Consider the following 24,488-nt stretch of genomic DNA (forward strand, 5'->3'; position numbering starts at 1 on the left):
CCTATCACCACTTTATTTTGTTATGTGAGTTCTTATTGATAATTTTTAGTAAAATTTTGTAACTATAATATACTTTAACATATTAATTATATATATTTTTAATTTTTTGTAAAAAATTGCATAACACTTCTAAAATTTTTCATAATTTTAGTATTTCGAATTATTTGAAGAAAAATAAAAGAAATTTGTCATCGTTTTATACTTTTTTTCTTAAATGTTTTTACATATTTATAAGTCGAAAATTATATTATGTACATATCGTTTATATAAAAATGAAAATCAAGGAGGTGAAAAATTGTCAAGAAAAATTTTGGCAATAGCTTTACTAGTGACATTCATAAGTTTGACTTTAGGAACAGCTACAGCATCAGAAGTATATGACATTTCCAAACAAATAGTGATGGATGCAAAAAACAAACTGAACATTGATAACAACAGCCAATGTTTGGTAATAACCACAGCAGGAAGTGCCAGATACAAAAATGAAAATACTGTAGATGGAATACAAGCTGTAGTTGATCATATGCCATCTGCAAGATTAGGTAAAGGAAACATTCTAACATTGTATAAATATGGAAACTTAGAGTTTACATTTGTAAAAAAAGAAGACAAAGAATTGTATGCAATAAAATATTATGTTGATGATTCTGGAATCAAAAGTACTCCAAAGTTAAATATTGGATTCAACATTGACGAAAATCAGTTCAATGTAGCTAAAAATTATTTAGGATACGACACTATAACAATAGCGTGGGCATGGGCATCAGGTGCACCTCCAGATCTTTTAGAGATAGCAACTACCACATGGAGTATAAGACCTCAAACAATAGCCGATTATGCCATCACAAAACATTATATAGCTAACTTTAACCCCAGTGAAACAATACTTATAAGTAAATCTGGAAATTATGATGATGATGCAGCATTGCACTTAGTTGGCAATAGATTGCATGCTGTATATAAATATGAAGGTCCAGACGATGAAAAAGTGTTCATTGCATATGATTACCCATCTTGTGTAGTAGTTCATTACAAAGAAAAAATAAGCAAAACAAGGCCAGAGAGCCTTGAAGAACTTAAAGAAATGATAGCATGCATTGAAAAATTAAAAACAAATCCATCATCATTATTCTCAATTAAATATCTTAAGACTGGAAATTCAAATGATGCAGCTTATTTAGCTAAAAATGGAATAGACGAGAATTATATATCCAAACTTAATAATGCCAACATAGAATTACATGAACCAAAAATAGCAGAGGTAAATTATGATAAATATTACAATCTTGGTAAAGAAATTTTCAACAAAGTTTATAAGGTAGGATTATTTACAACTGAAGACATTAACGCTGGCAAAGTCACTGTAGTTTTACCTCCTTACTACAGTGTTTACAGTGGAACAAATGAATATATTGCTGGATTAATAGACGGAATCATTGATGCTGCAAAAGAATTTGGTGCTGTATTCCCAATTAGAAATATTTTCCAAATAGATAACAAATGGTATGATTGGATTGGCAGTCAAATATCTATAATATTTGCAAAATCTGAAAATGAGAGATTTTTAACCACTAATAAGCTAGAAGACCTTAAAATACAAGGCGTGTTTGTAACGATTAAACCTCCAAAGATTGAAGTTAGTGAAATTCGTGACATAAGTCCTGCTAACGATCCTTCTCCAGTAGCTAAATATGGTTTTGAAGATCCATTAAAGATGATTTTTGCTTGGAGCATGGGCTCACCATATGAGTATCTATGGATATATCAACGTTCAGGACGTTCATATACATGGGAAGATTATGATATTGTATTAGCATTAGAACCATGGAAAATCAATGATGGAAATCTTATTTTAATAGCACCTATAGGGGAATGGGAATGGAGCAGCGATGCTTTAATCAGGGTAATAGGATACGGTGTATCACCTTCCAGAGGTACCTACTTCTCATATACCATAACACAGCCAGTTGAAAGTCTTACAAATATCTATAGAATAATAGGTATTCCCAATACAATAAAATTAATTACTTATGATAAAAGTAAAATTGCCAAACTTGTTTCTGCACGAGGATTCACGTGTTCTATAGGAAATCAACTGTATCGTTCACTTTATCTTTGGAACAACAAAGAAGATTCTAAAGATTTCAAAGATGCCATATTTACTACTGAAATTAAACAAATATCTATTGAAGAGATATTGAAGTCACAAGATCCTGTAGCTTTATTATTAGCTCCACCTACTCTAACTCCTACACCCACTCCATCTCCAATTCCCACACCAAACCCAATTCCAACACCTACACCAACAGTACCGCCAACTCCATCTCCAATTTCCACACTTACTCCAACTTCAACCTTTATATCTACGCCAACCCCCATATCAATAGTGTTACCAACCCCAATTCCTACGCCAATGCTTATACCAGCAGCCATGCCAACAACGGTGTCAAACCTGGCTTTATCAGCGTCTTTACCTACATTACCAACTTCTACACCAACAAAAACTGTTAAAAAAATAATTAAACCAACGACAATGACAAAAATTGCTCCAAAAACTAGTAAAAACTTGAATACAGTGATATTGTATGTTGCCACATTAACAGCAATACTGGCAGTTGTCTATGGCATAACCTACCTTATAAAACGTAGAAAGGAATTAATATTGCGTACAGAACCTGGAAAATAAATTTTTTCTTCTTCTTTTAAATTTTTAGGAGGTGAAATAATGAGAAAAATGTTTATTCCGACACTGTTCTTCTTAAGTCTCTTGCTTGTGAATACAGCTCATGCCGCCAAAGTTGTATATGTCCATGAAAATGGTAGTGACATATATGATGGTAGTTCTTGGACTCATGCCTTGAAAACATTGAATAAAAGTATTGATATTGTGGAAAATGGTGGGATTATATATGCCTGTGGAAAATTTCAGGCGAGCAATATAACAATAAATAAAAATTTAAGTATTGTTGGTAAAAACACGACAATATTTGATGGAAGTGGGAGTGGAATTTTGGAAATAACTCCAGGAAACACTGTTAAACTGGTTAATTTAATATTTGTAAATGGTAATAGGACAGAAGGCGGAGCAATAATTAATAAAGGATGTTTAATAATTGAAAATTGTACTTTTATAAATAACACGGCAATATATGGAGGGGCTATTAGAAGTTATGGCAACTTAACAATTAAAAATTCATTGTTTAAAAGTAATGTGGCATTTACAGATGAAGGTCGTGGGGGAGCAATTAACTGTGATGGAGCCCAAGAAACTAAAATAGAAAATTGTGAATTTTGGGATGGCATTGCTCCTCATAACGGCGGTGCTATATATGGTTGGCAATCAGGATATATTTATATAAAAAATTGTAAATTTGTTCGAAATAAGGCTCCAAATCCTGCTCATGGCGGTGCAATTTACGTTAGATGGACAAATGTTGTGATAGAAAATTCTGAATTTATAAACAATACAGCAGAAGTTGGAGGAGCATTAAGAAATCATGATGGAGTGATGAAAATAGTAAATTGTACATTTATAGGCAATATTGCAAGTGGTTGGAAAAAAAGAGGTCCAATAGGTGGTGCAATACAGAATTCTCAAAACATGACAATAGAGAATTCCACATTCATAAATAATTTTGCAGAAAAACAAGGGGGAGCAATTGAAAATTCTGGAGCTACATTAATAATCAAAGGTTGCAGTTTTCTTAATAATAAATCTCCTAGAGGATCAGCAATTTACAATACTAATTTTATGGATATACCTGGAATTTTAACAGTTTCATTTTCAAGATTCGTTGACAATGAAGGAGACGTTGATATAAATTCTACAAATCAAAATGTAACCGCTGAATTAAATTGGTGGGGTCAAAATAATCCTGACTTTAGTAAAAGAGTGGCAGGGTTTAATGTTACAAAATGGTTAGTACTTAAAGTAATTCCAATACCTGAAAGATCTGAAATTAAAGTGTCAATCACAAGTGATAATTATGGAAACCAATATGACCCCAAAGATGGCTGTATTCCACCAACACCAGTGTTGTTTAAATTAGATCCATCTTCAAATGCTAGTGGAATTTTAAAACCAGAATACTGTCTTACAGACAATGGAGAATGCATAAGTAAATTTATAACAATAAAGCCAGGAACTGCTATCATAACAACTACAGTAGACCATGAAACTATTAGTACAAGGATGGAAGCATCAATCCAAAACAAAACCTTCACAATAACCCTAACAAACTTAGGAAAATCAACAATAACCATAAAATATTACATCTCAATCTACACAAATCCAGTTAATGGAACTAAAGTCAGCTATAGGGAATTAACAATAACTCTAAAGCCAAATGAAACAAAAACAATAGAGTTAGGTAAATATCTATTTAAATATGCAGTATCTGGAACAATGATTGTCAAAAATCCATCAAGATATAGAATTCCATTAAATCTAAGAATAAAATATGAAATTGAGGGATTGAATCCACAGATGAGGGAGATAAGTAAATACATAGCTCCAAGGGGAGAATTTAGGTATATAGCTAGATATACAGGGAAAGAAGAAGGATATGCTGATGTTTGGTGATTCTTTTTTTATTTTTTTTAAATTTTGTGGTGATAAAATTGGAAATTGATTGGAATGAATTGTGGAAAGAAAAAATAAAAATTTATTCTAAAAATATTGATTGGGATTCACGAGCTAAAAAATTTAATAAAGCTATAAAATGCAATAATGATTATTCAATCAATGTGTTAAAAAGAATTAAATTAGATCCAGAATGGAGTGTTCTTGATGTTGGATGTGGTCCTGGAACTCTTGCAATACCAATAGCAAAAGAAGTTAAGCATGTCACAGCAGTTGATATCTCTAAAGAAATGTTAAAGCTACTAAAAAAGAATGCTGAAAAAGAAGGTATATCAAACATAAATATTGTAAATGCTGATTTTAAAGACATTGACATTGAAAAAATAAAACCTCATGACGTTGTAATTGCCTCAAGGTTTTGTGGATTAACCGGTGACTTAAAATACGAATTAAAAAAGTTGGATTCATTAGCAAAAAAATATGTTTATATAACTTCATTAGCACAAGACAGAAAATTAAATCTTAAAATTTATAAAGCATTAGGCAAGCCTATTTTTCCAACTTATATATTTATCTACAATGTCCTGTATCAACTAGGAATTTTTGCAAATGTTGAAATATTTGATTCTAAAATCTACCAGGTTTTTAAAAATATAGATGAGGCTGTGAATGATTGGAAATGGTTTATGAAACTAAATAAAAAAGAAGAAAAAATTTTAAGGAATATAATATCTTCAAATCTTAAAAAAACTCAAAATGGTTTTATTTATCAAGACAAAGTTAAGTGGGCATTAATTTGGTGGAGAAAGTTGTAGTAACTACATAATAATATATAAAATTTGCTACTTTTTGTCAAGTGAAAATTGTAATAAAAAATTTAAAAATATATTGTAGTAAAAACACATGGGGTGAAAATGCCATCACATTTAGCCTCAGCCCTGAAGTGTATAACCGCAATAAAACTCAAAAAACAAGGATTATCACAAGCTAAAATATCTAAATTGCTTGGTATAAATAGATCAACGGTTTCTCATTATTTACACGGCAGAAATGTCTCTCCAAAATCACTAAAGGTAGCAAAAATAATAATCAATTTTTGTCCAAGAGATTTCATACTTTTTGTACAGAGTGTTATAGAAAAAAAAGAAGAAGTAAAAACAATAGTAAAGACATGTCAAAATAGAAACTTCAAAGTTCTTGTAAAAGATTCTTGTATTGGATGCGGAACATGTAGTGAAAAATGTCCTATGGATGCCATAAAAATTTCAGGGCTGAAGGCTAAAGTAAATTCTAAATTATGTTGCGGATGTGAATTTTGTATTAAAGTTTGTAAAACAAATTCAATTGAAATTATGGAGGTAAAAAACAATGGAAATTGAGACTATACATGAAAGATCTGGTAAAGAAACTAGAGAATTAATATTTAATGAAGAAAAATGCAATGTTTGTGGCCTTTGTGAAAAAATTTGCCCTGTTAACGCTATTGAGGTATCTCCTCCTGGTGCAGTAGTTAGGGAAGAAAACATATCAAAATTAATTCTAGATGAAGATAAATGCGTACTTTGTGGTATGTGTAGTTCTATATGTCCATATGATGCATTAGATTTACAAATTGACAAAAAATCTATCAAAGATATTCCTGAATATCCTACTTTAATAAAATCTTCTGAAATTGATGAAGAAAAATGCATATATTGTAAATCATGTGAAATAGTTTGCCCCCAAGGAGCTATTACAATAACAAGAGAACTTCCTGAAAGATCTGAATTAGTGACAGGGGAAATTGAAATAGATAAAGATAAATGTATATTCTGTGGTGTTTGTGAGGAAATGTGTCCAGCAGCAGCTATAGAAATAGAATGGAAAGAACCTACATCTATTGATCCATCAACTGCTAACGATATACGGGTAGATGAGAAAAAATGTGTATATTGTATGATTTGTAAAAGAGTTTGTCCTGTAAATGCAATAAAAGTGATATGTAAAGTTTGTCCATACGGAGAATACGAAATAAAAGAACCAGAAATAAAAGGAAGTACATATATAGACTCAGAATTATGTGTTAATTGTGGATGGTGTCAGGAAACATGTCCAGTTGATGCTATAAAAATTGAGAAACCATTTGAAGGAACTGTGGAAATAAATGAGGAATTATGTCAAGGATGTGCAACATGTGTCGAGGTATGTCCATGTAATGCATTATCATTCCCAAAACCATCAAAACCTGGAGAAAAACCACAAAAATTACACATAGAAGAAAAATTCTGTGTTTATTGTGGCGCTTGTGAAAAAGCTTGTCCAACAGATGCAATAAAAGTTAGGAGAACTAATATAAAACATACGCCAATATTATCAAAAGCTTGGAAAGTAAGATTTGACAGTTTAAAAGAATAAAAGGGGGCTCTAAAATTGGTATTGGAATTAAAAGTATATCCTGACCTTTGTCATGGTTGTGGAAATTGTGTTGTAGCCTGCCCTGTAAATGCATCAAATAATCCTGACGTTGCAGGAGGAAAAGGTCCAACAGAAGACAATAAATTGGTTATAATAGTTGAAGATGGGACTGTAACTATTTTAAATCCTGAATTGTGTGAAAAATGTGGAACATGCGTTGAATCTTGCCCTGTTGACGCAATAAGATTGGAGGAATCAAAATGAAGGCAATATTAAATACAGGAAGGACAATATGGCAAGGACAGGCAATAGAAGCAGGTAAGGATTTAGATTTATATATAGATGCAGCAGCTGTTGTATATATGAATCGTGAAATGATGAATGAATTAGGAGTAAAGGAAGGAGATAATGTTAAGGTCAAATCAAAATATGGAGAAGTAGTTGTTAAAGTTGTAGAAGCAAAAGAACCCTTACCAGAAGGAATGATATATATTCCTATGGGTCCTTGGGCAAATAAGGTTGTTAGACCAAATACTGATTCTACTGCAACACCAAGTTTTAAAAATGTTCCTGTTGAAGTGGAACCAACTGATGAAGAAGTTCCCGACATGCCTACTTTAATGAAAACTTATGGAAAAGAATAGGGGTGAATTAAAAATGGAATACATAATAAAGAATGGTTTTGTTTACTGTCCTTTAAATAATATTGACGGAGAAAAAATGGATATTTGTGTAAAAGATGGTAAAATTGTTGAAGATGTAAGTAGCGATGCCAAAGTAATAGATGCGAGCGGAAAAATAGTAATGCCTGGTGGTGTAGACCCACATGCACATTTAGCTGGAGGAAAAGTAAACGTTGGACGAATGTATCGTCCTGAAGATAGTAGACGGGATGTTGAACCTAAAATTAAAGGAGGAAGATCTGGTAGTGGATTTTCAGTGCCTTCAACTTTTATGGCTGGATATAGATTCGCACGTATGGGTTATACAACTGTAATGGAAGCTGCAATGCCTCCTTTATTAGCAAGACATACACATGAAGAATTCCATGATACTCCAATCGTTGACCATGCTGCATATCCGCTATTTGGTAACAATTGGTTTGTAATGGAATATTTAAAAGAAGGTGATATAGACTCATGTGCAGCATATGTGTCTTGGTTGTTAGAAGCAACAAAAGGATATACCATTAAAATTGTAAATCCTGGAGGAACTGAAGCTTGGGGATGGGGAGGTAACGTACATAGTTTGGATGATCCAGTACCTTATTTTGAGATTACACCAAGAGAAATAATAAGAGGTCTTGCTGAAGTAAATGAAAAACTTCAACTACCACATTCAATACACTTACACTGCAACAATTTAGGACATCCTGGCAATTATGAAACTACTCTTGAATCATTCGAAGTTCCTAAAGGTATAAAACCAAATCCTGCTACAGGAGAAAGAGATACAGTTATTTATGCAACTCACGTCCAATTCCATAGTTATGGTGGAACAACATGGAGAGATTTTGAGTCAGAGGCTCCAAAAATAGCTGATTATGTGAATAAACATGATCATATAATTATAGATGTTGGTCAAGTGACTCTTGATGAAACAACTACAATGACAGCCGACGGACCAATGGAATATGATTTACATTCATTAAATGGTTTAAAATGGGCAAATTGCGATGTTGAACTAGAAACAGGTTCTGGAGTAGTTCCATTCATATATTCACCTAAAGCTCCAGTGCCTTCAGTACAATGGAGTATTGGTCTAGAGTTGTTTTTACTAATAAAAGATGCAAGTAAAGTATGCCTAACAACAGATCATCCTAATGGAGGACCATTTACAAGATATCCACGAATTATTGCATGGTTAATGAGTAATGAATACAGAACAAAATATATAGAGGAAAAAGTTCATAATTGGGCTCAAAGAAGAGGAAACATTGCGACAATTGATAGAGAATATACATTCTTTGAAGTAGCACAAGTTACTAGAGCTACTGCAGCAAAAGTTTTAGGATTAAGTGAAAATAAGGGACATCTAGGTGTTGGTGCAGATGCTGACATTACTATTTATGACATAAATCCAGAAGAGATAGATCCATCAAAAGATTATATGGAAATTGAAAAAGGATTTTCACGAGCCTCATATGTTTTAAAAGATGGAAAAATCGTAGTTAAAGATGGAAAAGTTGTTAGACCAAGATTACATGGTAGAACTTACTGGTCCAAGAGTAGAATAGAAAATGAAGACATCGTTGAAGAAGTAATGAAAGATGTCAAAGAAAGATTTAGACAATATTACTCAGTGAATTTTGATAACTACCCTGTTCAAAAAGCATACTTCCCACGTTTAGTTGCAGTTGAAGGTGCTAATTCACATATCCCCTTGCCTTCTGTATGAGGTGATATTCATGAAAGAATTAATATTAGTTCCAAAAGATCAGCCAGAAGTACCACTTGAAGCTCCTGTAATAAAACCAGATGTTTTTGCAGGTAAAAAGATAAAAGAAATTGAAGAATTAGAAATTAGACAAGGTAATACAGTGGTAAAATTATCAGAGTTTTTTGATGTCAGTGGTAAAACTTCAGAAAATCCAAATGAATTACGAATAGTTATAGATGGCGATGCAAACAGGACAAAAAGAATAGGTGAAGAAATGAAAAGCGGTGAAATCATTGTCAATGGCGATGTGAACATGTATGTAGGAGCAGCGATGAGAGGTGGAAGGATTGTTGTTAATGGCAACGCAGATTCATGGGCAGGTCAAAATATGCAAGGTGGAGAATTAATAATCAAAGGAGATGCTGGAGATTATTTAGGTTCTGCCTACCGTGGCGACTGGAGAGGCATGAAAGGTGGTACAATAATTGTTCATGGAAATGTTGGAAATGAAATAGCAGAATATATGCGTGGAGGAAAAATAATAGTCAAAGGAAATGCAAATATAATGCCAGGAATACATATGAATAACGGACTTTTAATCATTGAAGGAGATGTAGTAGCAAGAGTCGGAGCTGAAATGTTAGGAGGAACCATTGTAGTTAAAGGTGTTATAGAGGAATTTTTACCAGGATTTGAATATTTAGGAGTTGAAAAAGATATCAATGTCCAAAATGAGTCAATTTCTGGTTTATATTATAAATTTAGAGGAGATTATGCTGTTAAAGGTGCGAAAGGAATTGTTTATGCCGCTGTCGGAAAAAACGACCATATAATACCTTAAAAGGAGGTTTTATAAATTGAAATTAGTTAAAAATGTTGTATGTCCATTCTGTGGAACTTTATGTGATGATATAATTGTAAAAGTAGAAGGAAATGAAATTGTTGGAACAATGAATGCCTGCCGTATTGGTCACAACAAATTTGTTCATACGGAAGGTGCAACACGTTATAAAAAACCATTGATGAAAAAAAATGGTAAATGGGTCGAAATTAGTTATGAAGAAGCAATTGAAAAGACAGCAGAAATCTTGGCAGAATCAAAAAGACCTTTACTTTATGGGTGGAGTTGTACTTCATGTGAAGCTCACAGTGTAGGTCTGGAACTTGCTGAAGAATGTGGTGCTGTTATAGATAACACAGCGTCAGTATGTCATGGTCCTTCAATCCTTGCTGTTCAGGATGTTGGATATCCTATTTGTACACTTGGAGAAGTAAAAAATAGAGCAGATGTCGTAGTTTATTGGGGTTGCAATCCAATGCATGCACATCCTCGACATTTATCACGCCATGTATTCTCAAGAGGATTTTTCAGAGATAGAGGTAGAGTTGATAGAACTTTAATAGTTGTGGATCCAAGAAAAACAGATACTGCAAAATTAGCAGATATACATTTACAAGTTGAATATAATAGGGATTATGAATTAATAGATGCCATGAGAACAATGATTCAAGGACATGACATACTTTATGATGAAGTAGCAGGAGTACCTAAAGATCTAATTGAAGAAGCCGTCGAAACAATGAAAAATGCACAATTTGGTATATTATTCTTTGGTATGGGGCTTACTCACAGCCGAGGTAAACATAGGAACATAGATACAGCAATAATGATGGTTGAGGATCTAAACGATTATGCAAAATTCAATCTTATACCTATGCGAGGTCACTACAATGTCACAGGATTCAATCAAGTAGCTGCTTGGGAAAGTGGTTATCCATACTGTGTAGATTTTTCAACAGATGTTCCAAGATACAATCCTGGAGAAACTGGTGCAAATGATTTACTTCAAAATAAAGAAGCAGACGCAATGATGGTTGTTGCATCTGATCCTGGAGCACATTTCCCACAAAAAGCAATAGAAAGGATGGCAGAGATACCACTAATTGCTATAGAACCACACCGAACACCAACAACAGAGTTAGCAGATATAATAATACCTCCAGCTATTGTTGGACTTGAAGCTGAAGGAAGTGCATATAGAATGGAAGGAGTACCATTGAGAATGAAAAAAGTTGTTGATACTGATTTACCATCTGATGAAGAAATATTGAAAGATATACTTAAGAAAGTAAGAGAAATAAAGTCAGGTAAATAACCCCTTCCCTATTTTTTTTCTATTATATGTACAGCAGAAGCTTTAAATTGTATCCAAACTTCAGATCCTTTTTTAATTTCTAAATCTTCAAAAGATTTTTTGGTTAAATAAACATGGAAAATTTCTCCAACATCTACTATTAATTCCACAAGAGGACTACTATGTATCACATCGATAACATGTCCTTTAAATTCATTTAATGCACTAGTTCCAACCTTTTTCTTGGAAATTGTTATATCTTCTGGTCTTACAGTTACACACACTTTACCTTTGGCACTGTTTTTCTCTGCGGCTGTAATTTTTATATTACCTGTGTCAACAATAGTTAGATCACCTTTTTTATATGCATTTCCAAATATTAGGTTTTTTACTCCGACAAAATTCGCTATAAATTCATTTTTAGGTTTTCTAAATATTTCTTCAGGCGTGCCCACTTGTAGAATTTTTCCATCTTTCATGATCCCAATTCTGTCTGCTAAAGCTAAAGCCTCTTTAAAATTATGTGTTACATGTAGTACACTAATATTAAATCTTTCATGCATTCTTTTTAATTCCACCATTAGTTCGTCTCGGATTCTTTCATCCAAAGCACTCAAAGGTTCGTCTAAAAGTAATATTTTTGGTTCTATGATTAATGCTCTTGCAAGAGCAACTCTTTGTTTTTCACCACCACTAAGAGTTCTTGGATATCTATGTAGTAGATGTTTTATCCCCAGAAGTTCAGCAATTTTTTTAACTTTTTTATCAATGTCGTTTTCTCCACGTACTTCCAAACCAAATGCTATATTTTCATGTACATTCTTATGTGGAAATAACATGTAATCTTGATACACAATACTTATATTTCTTTTTTCTGGAGGCAGGTATGTAACATCCCTTCCATCTATTATTATTTCACCAGAATCTGGGAACTCTACCCCAGCTATTAATTCTAAAAGTAATGTTTTCCCTGCACCAGAAGGGCCTAGTATAATAAAATACTCACCATCATTAACTTTTAAATTTATATTTTTTAATTTGAATTCTTTCCAATCTTTATTTATATTTTTCAATTCAATCATCTTTTTTCACCTATCAGTGCTCTCATTATAATAAATACTGCGAGACATATCAATATTAGTACAACTGCAACTGGCCTGGCTGAATTAAGACCAAAATTGACAAATCTGTCATAAATCAATGTGGGTGCTATCATTGGATAATATGCTAAAACAATAACTGCACCAAATTCACTTATTGCTCTTGCCCAAGTCATTATACAGCCAACAGCTATGTTTCTAATGGTTAATGGTAGAGTTATTGTAAAAAATGTTTTAAAACTACTTGCACCTAAAGTTCTAGCAACTTTTTCTAATTTTGGATCTACAGATTCGAATCCTTCCCTTACAGAATTTATCATGAATGGAACACTTACAAACAACATTGCAATTATTATACCGGGCATTGAGTCTACAAACACTAAACCTATCTTATTGAACATTGGACCAAGCAATCCTCTAGGTGCAAAAACTGTTAATAATGCTATTCCACTTACTGTATGTGGTATTACAACAGGTACATCGATAATTGCTTCAATAAAACCTTTCCCATAAAAATCATGCCTTGCTAATACATAAGAAAGAGGTACACCGAAAATTAATGCAATTAATGTAGCAACTAATGCACAGTATATACTTACAGATATTGCGGTTATCACTTCATTTTCAAGAGCTGTATGTGCAATCTTTACAGGATTTTCAGATAATATCATCGATGCTATTGGAATAACTATGAATGCTACTAAAAACAAGCCTAAAGATATGAAAAATATTTTCATGTAATCTTTCATTTTTTTGTGCCTCCAAAAATTAAAAAAAGGAGAAAAATTATTTTTTAGGTACTACAAAATTTCTTAATAGAGGTGGTATCTTGGAAATATCAACGGTTGACACTGCTGGTACTATTGGTTCCTGGTAATTTCTTTTGAGAACTTCTTGTCCATCTTTACTTAATAGAAATTGAACGAATTTTTCAGCTAAGTCTTTATGTTTGGAATTATTAACAACTGTTATTCCATACACAATTGGTTTAAGCTTTACAACTTGTTTTTTTGTATCTGCATATTGTACTAAACTAATTTTTTTGTATTCTTTCTCATATTTTGTTGATTTTAAATTTAATTTTTCTGGTAATTCTACATATTTTAGTTTGTGTTGCATTGCTACACTCTTATAGATGATTAGATAATCTATTTGGCCTGATTCAAGTGCAGATACTAAATCAACTTCCTTAGGACGTATCATAACTTTTTTATCTGGTTTAAGATCTGAAGGTGCATACACAACATACCCACTATCATTTGCAACAGAAGTTATGCTTGTATGTTTAGCAATAAGATTTTCAAAAATCGTATCATTATTGTAATATTTGTTTGCTAATTGTATCATCATCACTGCTCTATAACCACATGGATCTAAGTTAGGATTACTAAATCCATATTTTACATCTGGTCTCTGAAAGATTTGATACCAATTCTCACCATTTATTTCATTTTTATATTTACTCTTATCTGTGTAGGCTATAACTAACTCATTTCTAGCAAATTGGATGTTCCAAGTTGCATATTTTGGTATCATCCTTTTATCAATTAAATCATAATCAGCTACAGCAACGATGTCACCAGGTTTTTTTAAATCCGTTATTTGCCTAATTGCCTCAGCACTACCATGTGATTCTATTTCAATTTTTACATCAGGATTTCTGTTTTCAAATTCTTTGGCAGCATCAGTAAGAGGTTTAGCCAAACTACCAGCGCAATATATTTTTAGAGTAGTTTTATGGCTTTGTTGATATGCAAGTACTCCAACACCTAATACTGCCAAAATGATTATTATTATTGCAATTTTCTTGTACATTTCTTCACCTCCTGCATGTCATGTTAAGTTACTTTATACGATAGATTTAATATATGCATTTCGTCTTTAATAAAGTAAGAAAGATTATTAAAGATATAAAAACTAAGTTTTAATATTTTTTAAAATCGTTCTTGCAATTTCTCTTGCTCCATCCCATCCCATGGTTTTAGCTTGTCCATGCATTACATCCACAACAGGTATTTTATATGTAAAAGAAAAACTTAATTCATTTGCTCCACCTAAAATTATATCAACGTCTGTATCTTTCAAACGCTTTTCTATTTGGATTAAATCAGGTTCTATCAAAATTTCAGGTTCAAAATTGGTGTTGGATAATACAGTATTAAGATGTTTTAAGGTCTTTTCACCCACTAAATCTATAGATATAAGGACAGGCTCCATACCTAACTCTATTATAAAGTCTGTTAATGCTACAGCTCTAGTTGGTCCAGAAATTATAGCTACTTTGCATCCTTTTAAATTTTTTATCAATTTATCCTTAATTTCTTTAAATTCAGCATATTCCTTTTCTAAAGGATAATCTATATCAAAAAAATCCAATATTTTATTGAAAAAGCGATAAGTATTATTAAAACCTATAGGGAATGGATAATCAATGAATTCCATCCCAAATTTCTTTTTTAAAAATTTGGATGGTTTTATTGCAGATATATCACAAAATGAGTAATTTAGGTTGGCTTTAGTTAAATTTCTTATTTCCCTTATATTACATCCAGAAGTCAAAACACAGTTTACTCCAATTCCCATTTTTTTAAGTTCGTTTTTTAAATGTTTAAGATCTGGTCCGCCTCTATACATGCCAATGAAATTTATTAATGGTTTATCACTTTTTTTACAAGGTTTAACAAGCTCTTTAATTAAAGTCATTATGGTATCTTCATATCCTTCATTTTGCCTTGCTTCAAATCCTCCAGCACTTACAGCAATTATTTCTGCATTTATTTCATTTTTTATTTCCTTTACTACCCTGAAAACATCTTCACCAATGATACTTGTTGAGCAAGATGTAAGTACAGCTATCAAATCAGGCTTATAATATTTGTCAACTTTAACAATCGTATCTTTTAACTTTTTTTCAGCGCCAAAAACTACATCTTCCTGAGAAAGTTGTGTAGAGCATATTTTTACTTTTGAACCGCCCCTTAATGTTAGAAGATATCTCATGTGGTATGCACAACCAACAGGGCCATGAACAATGGGTATAGCATTTTTTATTCCCAGTATTGTTTTAATAGCTCCAAACAATTTACAGGTATGCATAGGTTCCATTTTTACACCTAAGAACTAGCATCTCTTATCATCAAAATCTTATTAATGGCATTAAGTACTGCCTCAACACTGGCCATGACAATGTCTTCCCTAGTAGCACGTCCTGTTGCTTTATTATTATTTTTGTCACTCATAACAACAAATACATCAGCTAAAGCATTAGTTCCTCCTGTTATGGCATCGATATGGTATTCATCTAACTTAATATCAGCTGTTTCTTTAACTAAGCTTTGAATAGCATTTATAGCTGCATCAACAGGACCTACACCTGTCTTAGCTCCTGTTTTAATTTTTCCATCTATTTCAAGTTTTACTGTTGCCGTTGGCATTACATTTTCTCCAGTCATTACAGCTATTCCTTTAAGTTTGACACGTTCTTTTTCTGCTTTACCTAATATTGATAAAGCTAATGCTCTTAAATCAGCGTCAGTAACCATTTTGCCTTTATCACCTAATGCTTTTACTTGTTTGTACAATTTCTTAAATTCTTCTTCATTCATTTCAATATCATATTCTTTTAGTTTTGACCTGATTGCATTTGCACCTGTATGTTTACCAAGAACGATTCTTCTCTTATGCCCTACCATCTCTGGAGTTATTGGTTCGTAAGTCTCTGCTTTCCTTAAAACACCGTGCACATGTATACCTGATTCATGTGCAAATGCATTTTCACCTATGATAGCTTTGTTTGGTGGGATTTTAATTCCAGTTAATCCAGAAACTAGTTCAGCTGTGCCTACCAATTTCGAAGTTTTAATATTTGTATTTATTTTGTAATGTACTGTGAGGGCCATTACTACCTCTTCAAGGGCTGCATTACCAGCTCTCTCACCTATGCCATTCATAGTAACATGTACTTGCTCGGCTCCAGATTCAACAGCAGCTAATGAATTAGCAACAGCTAATCCAAAATCATCATGACAATGCACACTAATAGGTACTTTAACATGTTTTTTTAAATTTTCTATAAGTAATTTCATAGCTGATGGAATCATGACTCCTACAGTATCAGCAATGTTAATTTTATCAACGCCTGCATCTTCTACAGCTTTACATATTTTACATAAGTAATTAAATTCTGTTCTTGTGGCATCTTCAGCGGAAAATTCAGCTGTAAGTCCATGATCTTTGATATATTCAACAGCGGAAACAGCTTTATCAATTATTTCGTCTTTACTCATCTTTAATTTATAATCTCTATGTAATGGTGAAGTACCTATAAATGTATGAACGTAATCTACATCACAATCAATTGCAGCGTCTATGTCTTCCTTTAATACACGTGCCAATCCACATATCTTAGCATTTAAACCAAGTGATGAAATTTTTGATGTAGCACTTCTTTCTCCTTTAGATGCGGCTGGAAATCCAACTTCTATGATATCTACTCCTAATTCATCTAATTTTCTTGCTATTCTAACTTTCTCATCCACAGTTAATGCAACGCCAGGAGTCTGTTCACCATCTCTTAACGTCGTATCAAATATATAAACTCTTTCAGGTAGATTTAAAGATTTTTTTACTTCTTCGATGTACATTTTATCCCCTTTTTAATAGATTATTAACAACATTGTACAATCTTTTGTGGTAAGAAGAATTAGCTTTCGCACTTGTTTTTCCTTTTTGGATGGCATCTAAAATGTCATCAATCCCTGAATGAGTATCAACAATTGTAATGCATGCACCAATTTCTTCTGGAAAATGAGCATCACTTGCCCCTATTTCTGGAATATTTCTCTTTTTTGCAAATTTTTTTGCACGTAAATTACCGATACTTACACATCTTCCATTTAAAACTTCTATGGCGTCAAAATTTAAATTTTTAACTGTAGATCCTAAACTATCTCTTAATTTATCAAAAGGATGGGGAGCTATTGCAACCCCGCCAAGGTCTCTTATTCTTTCTAATGTTTCCTCTGCACTAAGGTATTTTTCAATTTCTTCAGTTATACCTAAAGCTACTATATGCCCTTCCCTCGTACTAATTTCAATTCCTGGGATTATAAGAATATCTTCAATATTTCTTTTTGCAATAACTTCGTATCCTTTAATTGTATTATGATCTGTTATAGCAATTGCATCTAAGCCACGTTTTTTAGCAATTTTAACAATATCATCCGGAATATTTTTTGAATCCCCAGAATATAGTGTGTGAATGTGTGGATCCAATTTTATCAAATAATCACCTTAAAATTTTATAAAATTTAAAATCACGGACCCGGCGGGATTTGAACCCGCGACCTTGGGATCCGAAGTCCCACGTCCTAGTCCAGGCTAGACCACGGGCCCTATAAAAATATTATATTTAGATAAAATTAATATTTGTTCACATAATATATAAAGGCTAACAACAAAAAATTTGTCTTTTGAGTTTTTTATTAGGGAAGTTAGTCAAAAAATTAACAGAGGTGAAACAATGCGAATTTTATTAATACATGCTGATTATTTAAAGTATCATGTAAGAGATAAAACAAAGTTTGCAGAAAAAATTGAAGAAGAAATGAAAAAAGGTTCATTTGATGAATCATTGGTAGTGTTTACAGCAGTAGAAAAGGAAGATGAAAAGAACCCTGATGGTATCATAGATGAAGCTGTTCAAGAGATAAAGAAAATAAAGAAAAAAGTAGGTGCTGAAAATATTGTCATATATCCTTATGCTCATCTAAGTTCATCTTTAGCTTCACCAGATGCAGCAGTAGATATTTTGAAATCATTAGAATCTAAACTTAAAAGTGAGGGCTTAAAAGTTTCAAGGGTTCCATTTGGATGGTATAAATCATTTGAAATATCCTGTAAGGGTCATCCTCTTTCAGAATTATCAAGAAATATTAAGGTGAAAACTAAAAAGATCAAAGAAGAATCTATTGAATCTGAATGGTTTATTATGGACAACGAAGAATTAATTGAAATTGATAATTATGAATTTAAGGATTTTGAATTTAAAGACGTTGTTTATCATGAATTAGGAATTGTAAAACCCTCAGAAAAAGAACCACCTCATATAAAGCTGATGCGTGAAAAGAAGATTGCAGATTATGAACCTTCTGCTGATATAGGACACCTTAGATGGTATCCAAAAGGTAAACTTATTAGAGATCTTCTATCTGATTATGTTTATTCATTGGTTACTAAATATGGAGCTATGGTAGTTGAAACACCGATAATGTATGATCTCAGTGATAAAGCAATTAGAGTTCATGCAGAAAAATTTGGAGAAAGACAATATAGGATCCACAATAAGAAAGAATTAATGTTAAGATATGCATGTTGTTTTGGAGCATTTAAAATATTAGCTGATTCATTTTTAAGATGGAAAGACCTTCCTGTTAAAATATACGAACTTTCAACCTACAGTTTTAGATTAGAGCAAAGAGGAGAAGTTGTTGGACTAAAAAGATTAAGATCATTCACAATGCCTGATCTTCACACTGTATGTAGAGATATGCAACAAGCTTTAGAAGAATTTGAAAAACAAGTAGAAATGTGTTTAAAAGCTGCTGAAGATTTAAAATTGAACCATAAAGCAATATTTAGATTCACTAAAGATTTCTACGAAGAGAATAAAGAATGGATAAAATCATTGTCTAGAAAAATAAACGAACCTATTTTAATTGAGTTACTCCCAAAAAGAAAACATTATTGGGTAGCAAAAATAGATTTTGCAGCAGTGGATAGCCTTGGTAGACCTATAGAAAATTCCACCGTACAAATAGATGTTGAAAGTGGAGAAAGGTTTAATATTAGTTATCTTGATGAAGATGGTAAAAATAAATTTCCAGTGATATTACATTGTAGTCCTACAGGAAGCATCGAAAGAGTTATTTGTAGTTTACTTGAAGAAAACGCAAAAAAAATAAATAATAATAAACTACCAATGTTGCCTGTTTGGCTATCTCCAATACATGTGAGAGTAATTCCAGTATCTGAAAAACATGTAGATTATGCTATAGACATTGTAAAGAAAATAAATTCTTATGGCATACGAGCAGACATAGATGATACAAATGAAACTGTGTCAAAGAAGGTTAGAAACGCTGGAAAGGAATGGATACCATATGTGGCCGTAATAGGTGATAAAGAAATTTCTGAAGATAAATTGACAGTGACTATAAGAGAAAATGATGAAAAAAGAGAACTTAAACTAGAAGAATTAATTGAAATTGTAAAAAATAAATTAAAGAACAAACCCTTCAAGCCATTGACAATACCTTACAGAATATCACAAAGAGTTGAAATAGGATAAATTTAAGTCAACTGTAAGCTTTTTTACTAGCTGCAATTTTTTTTGCTTTCCAAAATGCAATAACTGAAATTAAACCCAAAATAAAATATGAGCTCAGGCCCTGATATAGTGTCCAATTTGCAAAATCTTCATTTTTTAATATATAAGTTTCGAGTGCATTGGCTCCTATTACCATCAATCCTAAAACACCTGCTGCAATGCTTAATAATGAAGCTACATATAAATAAGAGATAGCTTTTCTTTCTTTTCCTAAAATCGAATTTTTCAAGCCAGCCAAATATATAGATGATATCACCAACAACACAAAAGAGACATATATGTCTCTTTGAGGATATATTAGGGTTTTTATTTCAATTCCAAAAAATGCTAACAATTCTATTAATCCATAGAAAAGATATAACAAGCCAAAAACCAAAGTTAAAAATTTAATGGACTTCATGTAATCCCTCCTATCCAAATTATCAATAGAGACATAAGATACGCAACTATTAATTCATAAGCAATAGTTAACAACATCCATTTTGTTCCTGCCTCCTGTTTCACAGTTGCCATAGATGCAACACATGGAACATAAAGTAATGTAAATACCATCAAAGCAAATGCATTCACTGGTGTTAAAGTGTGAGCTAATATTGTTCCAAGTTTTTCTTCCTCAACGCCATTTAATGTTCCAAGAGTCCCTACAACTGATTCTTTTGCAAGAAATCCAAAGAATAATGCAACGACTATCTTCCAGTCCCAACCCATCGGTTGGAAAAGTGGTTGCAATGCATGACCTATCACTGAAACCCATGATTTATCTATTTGCTCCGTATTTCCAAGGAATCCAGTAGGGCCTGTTATAGAAAGTAGCCAAACTAAAACTACAACTGCAAAAATGATAGTACCTGCCTTTCTAAGGAAAAGTTTTGTTCTCGTCCAAGTAGGACCTAAAATACTTCTCCAGGTTGGTCTATTGTAAGGTGGCAATTCCATTACAAAATGCGATGGTTTTCCTTTGAATATAATTTTCCTGAAGATCCATGCCAAAAACAATGCAACAAGAATTCCAATGATATACATGCTGGTTATCACTGTTCCTTCTTTTCCTGCAAAAAGTGCACCAGCCAATAGTACATAAACTGGTAAACGGGCACTGCAAGACATTAATGGATTTACAATTATTGTTAATATTCTGTCTTTCTCGTCCTCGAGTGTTCTTGTTGCCATTATTGCTGGAACATTACAACCAAAACCCATGACGAGAGGTATAACTGATTTGCCATGTAAACCGCATTTTTTCATAAGTCTGTCCATTACAAACGCTGCTCTAGCCATATAGCCACTGTCTTCCAATAATGAAAACATAAGGAATAAGAATGCTATCGGTGGAAGAAAAGACAACACTGTACCAAATCCATTACATATTCCATCTTTAATAAAAGATGCAAGTACGGGATTTTGGATTATGGAAGATGCATGGTCGCCTATCCATCCAAAAAACATGGTTATCATGTCTTTAAATGGCGCTGAAACATCAAAAGTAAATTTAAATGCCATCCACAACAATGCAAAAAATGAAGGCAACCCTAAATATTTATGCGTAAAAACTTCATCAAGCATGTCGCTAACAGTTAATTTTCCTTTCTTTTTATGCATAACTTTCTTTACGATATGAGATATGATACTATATCTCTCATTTGCAAGTTCAAGTTCCATATCTGTTTTAAAACGATTTCTAATCTTGATAACCTTATCAAAAATTTTGTTTTTAATTTTATTTTCACACTCTGTCCTTATAATATTTCTAACTTCTGGATCTCCTTCAAGTAATTTAATTGCTAGCCATTTTACATTGTAATTTCTTTTTAACTTTTTATCATTGGAAATGATATTAACTAATTCAACAATGTAGGGAGTAAACTTAGGATAATCCAATATAGGGGCTTTTTTGTTTAAAGAGTCAACAATTTTATCCTTTAATTTTTCTATACCAATTCCTTCACATGCTATTGTAGTAACAACTGGTATTCCAAGCAATCCTCCAAGTTTTTTTGCATTAATTTCATATCCTCTTTCTTTAGCAATGTCTACCTTATTTAAAACTAATAATACATTTGCTCCAATTTCTAAAAGTTGTAATGTTAAATATAAGTTCCTCTCTAAATTTGAGGCATCTAAAATATCAATTACAACTTTAGGTTTTGTTTTTACTATGAAATCCCTTGCTATTTTTTCATCAATTGATTCTGCAGATAATCCATATACACCTGGTAAATCTATAACTTTAAAATTAATTCCTTTGTGTGTAAATTCACCAACCTTTTTTTCTACAGTCACTCCAGGCCAGTTTCCAACATGTTGTTTTAAACCAGTTAATGAATTAAAAATGGTGGATTTACCTGTATTAGGATTTCCAATAACTGCAATAGTAACTGCTTTTTTATTCATATATTAATTCCTCCACATATATTTTAGATGCTAATCCTCTTCCAATGGCTATTTGGCCTCCACCATTCAAAGATACAATTATAGGTCCTGACATTTGATTTCTAATGACAGAGACTTCTTTCCCAGGTTTTAATCCCAAATCTATTAATTTTCTAGCTAATCCCCGCCCACCTAACAATTTTTTTATCTTAACTTTTTTATTTTCTCTTGTCAATGCTAGAGGAAGTATTAATGTTTTCATTTTTTTCAACCTCAATATATTGAGCTTCTTCGCTCCTTAATGACAATAAATATCCTTTTATTTCAATTTCTATAGGATCCTTTAGAGGTGCTCTTTTCACAACTTTTACTTTTGTCCCTGGGACAAGTCCCATATCAAAAAATCTTGATTTAGGACCTCCTAAAATATTTTTGATTTTTACAATTTCACCAGTTTTAACTTCATTTAATCTCATTATATACAGCCCCATTATTTCACATGAATTTTTTCAGCTAGTTTTTGACTCAATGTAACAAGGTCTCCATTTACTTTCACTAAAAAATAGCTTCCTTCCATTTTTTCTTTTTCATAATCTTTTTTATTTATTATTTTTATTTTTTTGCCTTTTTCAATCCCCATTTCCTTGAAACGATTTAATAAATTTGTTCCAGCTATTAATTCATGAACTTTAGCCTCTTGATTTTTCTGTAATTGAGTTAGTTGCATTTTTTCTCCATTTTTTTCTATCAGTATTTTAGAAGCTTCACCAGCGTCTAAAGTTATTTTATCCTTCTTTCCATTGATTTTCAAAACAAAGGAAACATCTGGGAAATTATCTACTAAAACTTCCATGCCTTCAGAAATTCCTAATCTAGCTATTCTTTTATTAAAGGTTCTACTACCCATAATAGTCCTTATTCGTCCTTTTTCTCCCATATTTAATCTGGATAACGGACAAATTTTTTCTTTAGTTTCTACATAAATTTTTTCGGCCCATCCTCTTCCTATAACAATGTTTTTTTCATTTGTTTTTATTAGTAAAGGTCCTTCAGTTCCACATTTAGATTTGGTGGCTATTATTTTTATTTTTTTACCTTCTTCAATTCCAAATTTCTTTAAAAATTTTTTAATTTTATTTCCACCGTCTATTTTTTCTATAAGATATTCTTCTTTTGGTTTTACATTTGTTACTAACATTTTTAGTATCTCCTCATTTTTTTTAGTTATACTTAAAAAATAATTTATATATAAATTTTACGGTTCAATGAAAAAAATAAAAATAAAACAAGTTTTTCATTTTTTTAAAGTTATGGCTGCTATTAAAATCAAAATACCAATAATTATTGCGCCTATACCTAAGACATATGGATATATAAGCTCTGGATTAAATAATAGGCACAGACCAGACACAGCAAATAATATTCCAACAGCAAATAAAATAATTTGTATTGTACTTCTTGGTAAAAGTATTGGTCTCAAATTTTTATTTTCACTGCGAAATATAGCCATTAAAAGAAACCCAATACCCATGCCTATAGAACTACCAACATCTGGTCTATGAAAAGCTAATCCGATGCCTACACCAATAAACATGCAAGCAACAAATAATAGGCCTGTTTTCACACCATGTTTTTGATTTTTTCCTTCCATTTTTTCACATCATTTTGTTTTTAATTTTAATTTTTTTATAGAGAAAAGTATATATAATATAAATTTGATATATCGAGGAAACTATATATAAAAACTATGATATTTTAAAAAAATTGGGTGGGAAGTTTTTGAGTTATGACAAAGAATTTGTAAAAAGATTTGTCCAGGGATTCGGGAAAACGATGATACTATTTATGATTGGCAAAAAACGCATGCATGGTTATGCAATAATAAAAAAACTTGAAGAAATTTATTGTTCAGAAAAAATGCCAAACAAAATAAGACATCCAGGCCCAAGTATCGTATATCCAATTTTACATGATCTAGAAAGACGAGGATTAATAAAAGGGCATTGGGAATCAAAAGGGAAGAGAAAAATAAAGTATTATGAAATAACACCGAAAGGAAAGGCCACAATAGATAAAATAAAGAAAATAATAGATGAAATATCTAAAATATGGGATAAATTTTGGAGAGAGATAAGGTGATA

General features: G+C 31.9%; 24 protein-coding genes and 1 tRNA gene. 12 read left to right on the forward strand and 13 right to left on the reverse strand.

The window, feature by feature from the left end; all coding sequences use genetic code 11:
• The first annotated feature begins 295 nt into the window (after positions 1-295).
• From ACZ5LY_RS03515 to ACZ5LY_RS03560, 10 genes are all read left to right on the forward strand, one after another.
• A complete protein-coding gene (locus ACZ5LY_RS03515) occupies positions 296-2,686 on the forward strand; it encodes a hypothetical protein (RefSeq protein ID WP_464576860.1) in 2,391 nt (796 codons plus the stop codon).
• Positions 2,687-2,725: 39 nt separating this feature from the next.
• The gene (locus ACZ5LY_RS03520; protein WP_464576862.1) at positions 2,726-4,582 is read left to right on the forward strand and encodes a right-handed parallel beta-helix repeat-containing protein; all 1,857 of its coding nucleotides are present in this window, start codon (positions 2,726-2,728) and stop codon (positions 4,580-4,582) included.
• Positions 4,583-4,620: 38 nt separating this feature from the next.
• On the forward strand, positions 4,621-5,397 hold the full coding sequence (locus ACZ5LY_RS03525) for a class I SAM-dependent methyltransferase (protein ID WP_187286181.1): 777 nt from the start codon (positions 4,621-4,623) through the stop codon (positions 5,395-5,397).
• 99 nt (positions 5,398-5,496) lie between these two features.
• Positions 5,497-5,961, forward strand: a complete 465-nt coding sequence (locus tag ACZ5LY_RS03530) for a 4Fe-4S binding protein (RefSeq protein ID WP_013414049.1) — start codon at positions 5,497-5,499, stop codon at positions 5,959-5,961.
• Positions 5,951-6,976 carry a tungsten-dependent formylmethanofuran dehydrogenase subunit FwdF gene (gene fwdF / locus ACZ5LY_RS03535; RefSeq protein ID WP_013414050.1) on the forward strand — a complete coding sequence of 342 codons (1,026 nt, stop codon included), beginning with the start codon at positions 5,951-5,953 and terminating at the stop codon, positions 6,974-6,976. Before ACZ5LY_RS03530 ends, fwdF begins: the two co-directional genes overlap by 11 nt.
• Positions 6,977-6,997: 21 nt before the next feature.
• The gene (locus tag ACZ5LY_RS03540; RefSeq protein WP_222831929.1) at positions 6,998-7,240 is read left to right on the forward strand and encodes a 4Fe-4S binding protein; all 243 of its coding nucleotides are present in this window, start codon (positions 6,998-7,000) and stop codon (positions 7,238-7,240) included.
• Positions 7,237-7,620, forward strand: a complete 384-nt coding sequence (fwdD, locus tag ACZ5LY_RS03545) for a tungsten-dependent formylmethanofuran dehydrogenase subunit FwdD (protein ID WP_013414052.1) — start codon at positions 7,237-7,239, stop codon at positions 7,618-7,620. The genes ACZ5LY_RS03540 and fwdD overlap by 4 nt, the downstream gene beginning before the upstream one ends.
• A gap of 13 nt (positions 7,621-7,633) precedes the next feature.
• Positions 7,634-9,373 (forward strand): tungsten-dependent formylmethanofuran dehydrogenase subunit FwdA, encoded by a 1,740-nt coding sequence (fwdA, locus tag ACZ5LY_RS03550; RefSeq protein WP_464576867.1) that lies wholly within the window; start codon positions 7,634-7,636, stop codon positions 9,371-9,373.
• Between the two features lie 10 nt (positions 9,374-9,383).
• Positions 9,384-10,196 (forward strand): tungsten-dependent formylmethanofuran dehydrogenase subunit FwdC, encoded by an 813-nt coding sequence (fwdC, locus tag ACZ5LY_RS03555; protein WP_013414054.1) that lies wholly within the window; start codon positions 9,384-9,386, stop codon positions 10,194-10,196.
• Between the two features lie 16 nt (positions 10,197-10,212).
• Positions 10,213-11,511 carry a formylmethanofuran dehydrogenase subunit B gene (locus tag ACZ5LY_RS03560; RefSeq protein ID WP_013414055.1) on the forward strand — a complete coding sequence of 433 codons (1,299 nt, stop codon included), beginning with the start codon at positions 10,213-10,215 and terminating at the stop codon, positions 11,509-11,511.
• 8 nt (positions 11,512-11,519) lie between these two features.
• Here ACZ5LY_RS03560 and wtpC read toward each other — a convergent pair whose 3' ends face one another.
• From wtpC to ACZ5LY_RS03595, 7 genes are all read right to left on the reverse strand, one after another.
• Positions 11,520-12,572, reverse strand: coding sequence for a tungstate ABC transporter ATP-binding protein WtpC (wtpC, locus tag ACZ5LY_RS03565; RefSeq protein WP_013414056.1), 1,053 nt, complete (start codon positions 12,570-12,572; stop codon positions 11,520-11,522).
• Positions 12,569-13,339 carry a tungstate ABC transporter permease WtpB gene (gene wtpB, locus ACZ5LY_RS03570; RefSeq protein ID WP_464576870.1) on the reverse strand — a complete coding sequence of 257 codons (771 nt, stop codon included), beginning with the start codon at positions 13,337-13,339 and terminating at the stop codon, positions 12,569-12,571. The genes wtpC and wtpB overlap by 4 nt, the downstream gene beginning before the upstream one ends.
• Positions 13,340-13,376: 37 nt before the next feature.
• A complete protein-coding gene (gene wtpA, locus ACZ5LY_RS03575) occupies positions 13,377-14,405 on the reverse strand; it encodes a tungstate ABC transporter substrate-binding protein WtpA (RefSeq protein WP_464576872.1) in 1,029 nt (342 codons plus the stop codon).
• 102 nt (positions 14,406-14,507) lie between these two features.
• Complete coding sequence (locus ACZ5LY_RS03580; RefSeq protein ID WP_013414059.1) at positions 14,508-15,695, reverse strand: nitrogenase component 1; 1,188 nt, start codon at positions 15,693-15,695, stop codon at positions 14,508-14,510.
• Positions 15,696-15,703: 8 nt separating this feature from the next.
• A complete protein-coding gene (locus tag ACZ5LY_RS03585; protein WP_464576874.1) occupies positions 15,704-17,233 on the reverse strand; it encodes a 2-isopropylmalate synthase in 1,530 nt (509 codons plus the stop codon).
• A 1-nt stretch (position 17,234) separates the two neighbouring features.
• Positions 17,235-17,873 carry a PHP domain-containing protein gene (locus ACZ5LY_RS03590; protein WP_013414061.1) on the reverse strand — a complete coding sequence of 213 codons (639 nt, stop codon included), beginning with the start codon at positions 17,871-17,873 and terminating at the stop codon, positions 17,235-17,237.
• A gap of 35 nt (positions 17,874-17,908) precedes the next feature.
• Positions 17,909-17,984: transfer RNA gene (locus ACZ5LY_RS03595), tRNA-Arg, on the reverse strand.
• A 127-nt stretch (positions 17,985-18,111) separates the two neighbouring features.
• On the opposite strand from ACZ5LY_RS03595, the gene ACZ5LY_RS03600 reads away from it, so the two are divergent.
• Positions 18,112-19,938, forward strand: coding sequence for a threonine--tRNA ligase (locus ACZ5LY_RS03600; RefSeq protein ID WP_464576876.1), 1,827 nt, complete (start codon positions 18,112-18,114; stop codon positions 19,936-19,938).
• Between the two features lie 7 nt (positions 19,939-19,945).
• On the opposite strand, the gene ACZ5LY_RS03605 is transcribed toward ACZ5LY_RS03600, so the two are convergent.
• The 6 genes from ACZ5LY_RS03605 to ACZ5LY_RS03630 all read right to left on the reverse strand — a co-directional run bounded on the left by ACZ5LY_RS03605 (position 19,946) and on the right by ACZ5LY_RS03630 (position 23,998).
• The gene (locus tag ACZ5LY_RS03605; protein WP_013414063.1) at positions 19,946-20,377 is read right to left on the reverse strand and encodes a hypothetical protein; all 432 of its coding nucleotides are present in this window, start codon (positions 20,375-20,377) and stop codon (positions 19,946-19,948) included.
• Positions 20,374-22,368: a ferrous iron transport protein B gene (gene feoB / locus ACZ5LY_RS03610; RefSeq protein ID WP_464576879.1), complete on the reverse strand. Its 1,995-nt coding sequence runs from the start codon at positions 22,366-22,368 to the stop codon at positions 20,374-20,376. The genes ACZ5LY_RS03605 and feoB overlap by 4 nt, the downstream gene beginning before the upstream one ends.
• Entirely contained in the window at positions 22,361-22,609 is a 249-nt protein-coding gene (locus ACZ5LY_RS03615) for a FeoA family protein (RefSeq protein WP_013414065.1), read from the reverse strand. Before ACZ5LY_RS03615 ends, feoB begins: the two co-directional genes overlap by 8 nt.
• Positions 22,566-22,823: a FeoA family protein gene (locus ACZ5LY_RS03620; RefSeq protein ID WP_048060705.1), complete on the reverse strand. Its 258-nt coding sequence runs from the start codon at positions 22,821-22,823 to the stop codon at positions 22,566-22,568. Before ACZ5LY_RS03620 ends, ACZ5LY_RS03615 begins: the two co-directional genes overlap by 44 nt.
• A 14-nt stretch (positions 22,824-22,837) precedes the next feature.
• Positions 22,838-23,545, reverse strand: a complete 708-nt coding sequence (locus tag ACZ5LY_RS03625) for a FeoA family protein (protein ID WP_464576882.1) — start codon at positions 23,543-23,545, stop codon at positions 22,838-22,840.
• Positions 23,546-23,641: 96 nt separating this feature from the next.
• Positions 23,642-23,998, reverse strand: coding sequence for a hypothetical protein (locus ACZ5LY_RS03630; RefSeq protein ID WP_013414068.1), 357 nt, complete (start codon positions 23,996-23,998; stop codon positions 23,642-23,644).
• A 182-nt stretch (positions 23,999-24,180) separates the two neighbouring features.
• Here ACZ5LY_RS03630 and ACZ5LY_RS03635 point away from each other — a divergent pair, with 182 nt between their 5' ends.
• Positions 24,181-24,486, forward strand: a complete 306-nt coding sequence (locus tag ACZ5LY_RS03635; RefSeq protein ID WP_148217919.1) for a PadR family transcriptional regulator — start codon at positions 24,181-24,183, stop codon at positions 24,484-24,486.
• The last annotated feature ends 2 nt before the right edge of the window (positions 24,487-24,488 follow it).

The organism is Methanothermus sociabilis (assembly GCF_055392295.1).

Coding starts and splice junctions, on each gene's coding strand:
- ACZ5LY_RS03520 (WP_464576862.1), top strand. CDS start 2,726: ATGAGAAAAATGTTTATTCCGACACTGTTCTTCTTAAGTCTCTTGCTT.
- ACZ5LY_RS03530 (WP_013414049.1), top strand. CDS start 5,497: ATGCCATCACATTTAGCCTCAGCCCTGAAGTGTATAACCGCAATAAAA.
- fwdF (WP_013414050.1), top strand. CDS start 5,951: ATGGAAATTGAGACTATACATGAAAGATCTGGTAAAGAAACTAGAGAA.
- fwdD (WP_013414052.1), top strand. CDS start 7,237: ATGAAGGCAATATTAAATACAGGAAGGACAATATGGCAAGGACAGGCA.
- fwdA (WP_464576867.1), top strand. CDS start 7,634: ATGGAATACATAATAAAGAATGGTTTTGTTTACTGTCCTTTAAATAAT.
- fwdC (WP_013414054.1), top strand. CDS start 9,384: ATGAAAGAATTAATATTAGTTCCAAAAGATCAGCCAGAAGTACCACTT.
- wtpC (WP_013414056.1), bottom strand. CDS start 12,572: ATGATTGAATTGAAAAATATAAATAAAGATTGGAAAGAATTCAAATTA.
- wtpB (WP_464576870.1), bottom strand. CDS start 13,339: ATGAAAGATTACATGAAAATATTTTTCATATCTTTAGGCTTGTTTTTA.
- wtpA (WP_464576872.1), bottom strand. CDS start 14,405: ATGTACAAGAAAATTGCAATAATAATAATCATTTTGGCAGTATTAGGT.
- ACZ5LY_RS03580 (WP_013414059.1), bottom strand. CDS start 15,695: ATGGAACCTATGCATACCTGTAAATTGTTTGGAGCTATTAAAACAATA.
- ACZ5LY_RS03585 (WP_464576874.1), bottom strand. CDS start 17,233: ATGTACATCGAAGAAGTAAAAAAATCTTTAAATCTACCTGAAAGAGTT.
- ACZ5LY_RS03600 (WP_464576876.1), top strand. CDS start 18,112: ATGCGAATTTTATTAATACATGCTGATTATTTAAAGTATCATGTAAGA.
- ACZ5LY_RS03605 (WP_013414063.1), bottom strand. CDS start 20,377: ATGAAGTCCATTAAATTTTTAACTTTGGTTTTTGGCTTGTTATATCTT.
- feoB (WP_464576879.1), bottom strand. CDS start 22,368: ATGAATAAAAAAGCAGTTACTATTGCAGTTATTGGAAATCCTAATACA.
- ACZ5LY_RS03615 (WP_013414065.1), bottom strand. CDS start 22,609: ATGAAAACATTAATACTTCCTCTAGCATTGACAAGAGAAAATAAAAAA.
- ACZ5LY_RS03620 (WP_048060705.1), bottom strand. CDS start 22,823: ATGAGATTAAATGAAGTTAAAACTGGTGAAATTGTAAAAATCAAAAAT.
- ACZ5LY_RS03625 (WP_464576882.1), bottom strand. CDS start 23,545: ATGTTAGTAACAAATGTAAAACCAAAAGAAGAATATCTTATAGAAAAA.
- ACZ5LY_RS03630 (WP_013414068.1), bottom strand. CDS start 23,998: ATGGAAGGAAAAAATCAAAAACATGGTGTGAAAACAGGCCTATTATTT.
- ACZ5LY_RS03635 (WP_148217919.1), top strand. CDS start 24,181: ATGATACTATTTATGATTGGCAAAAAACGCATGCATGGTTATGCAATA.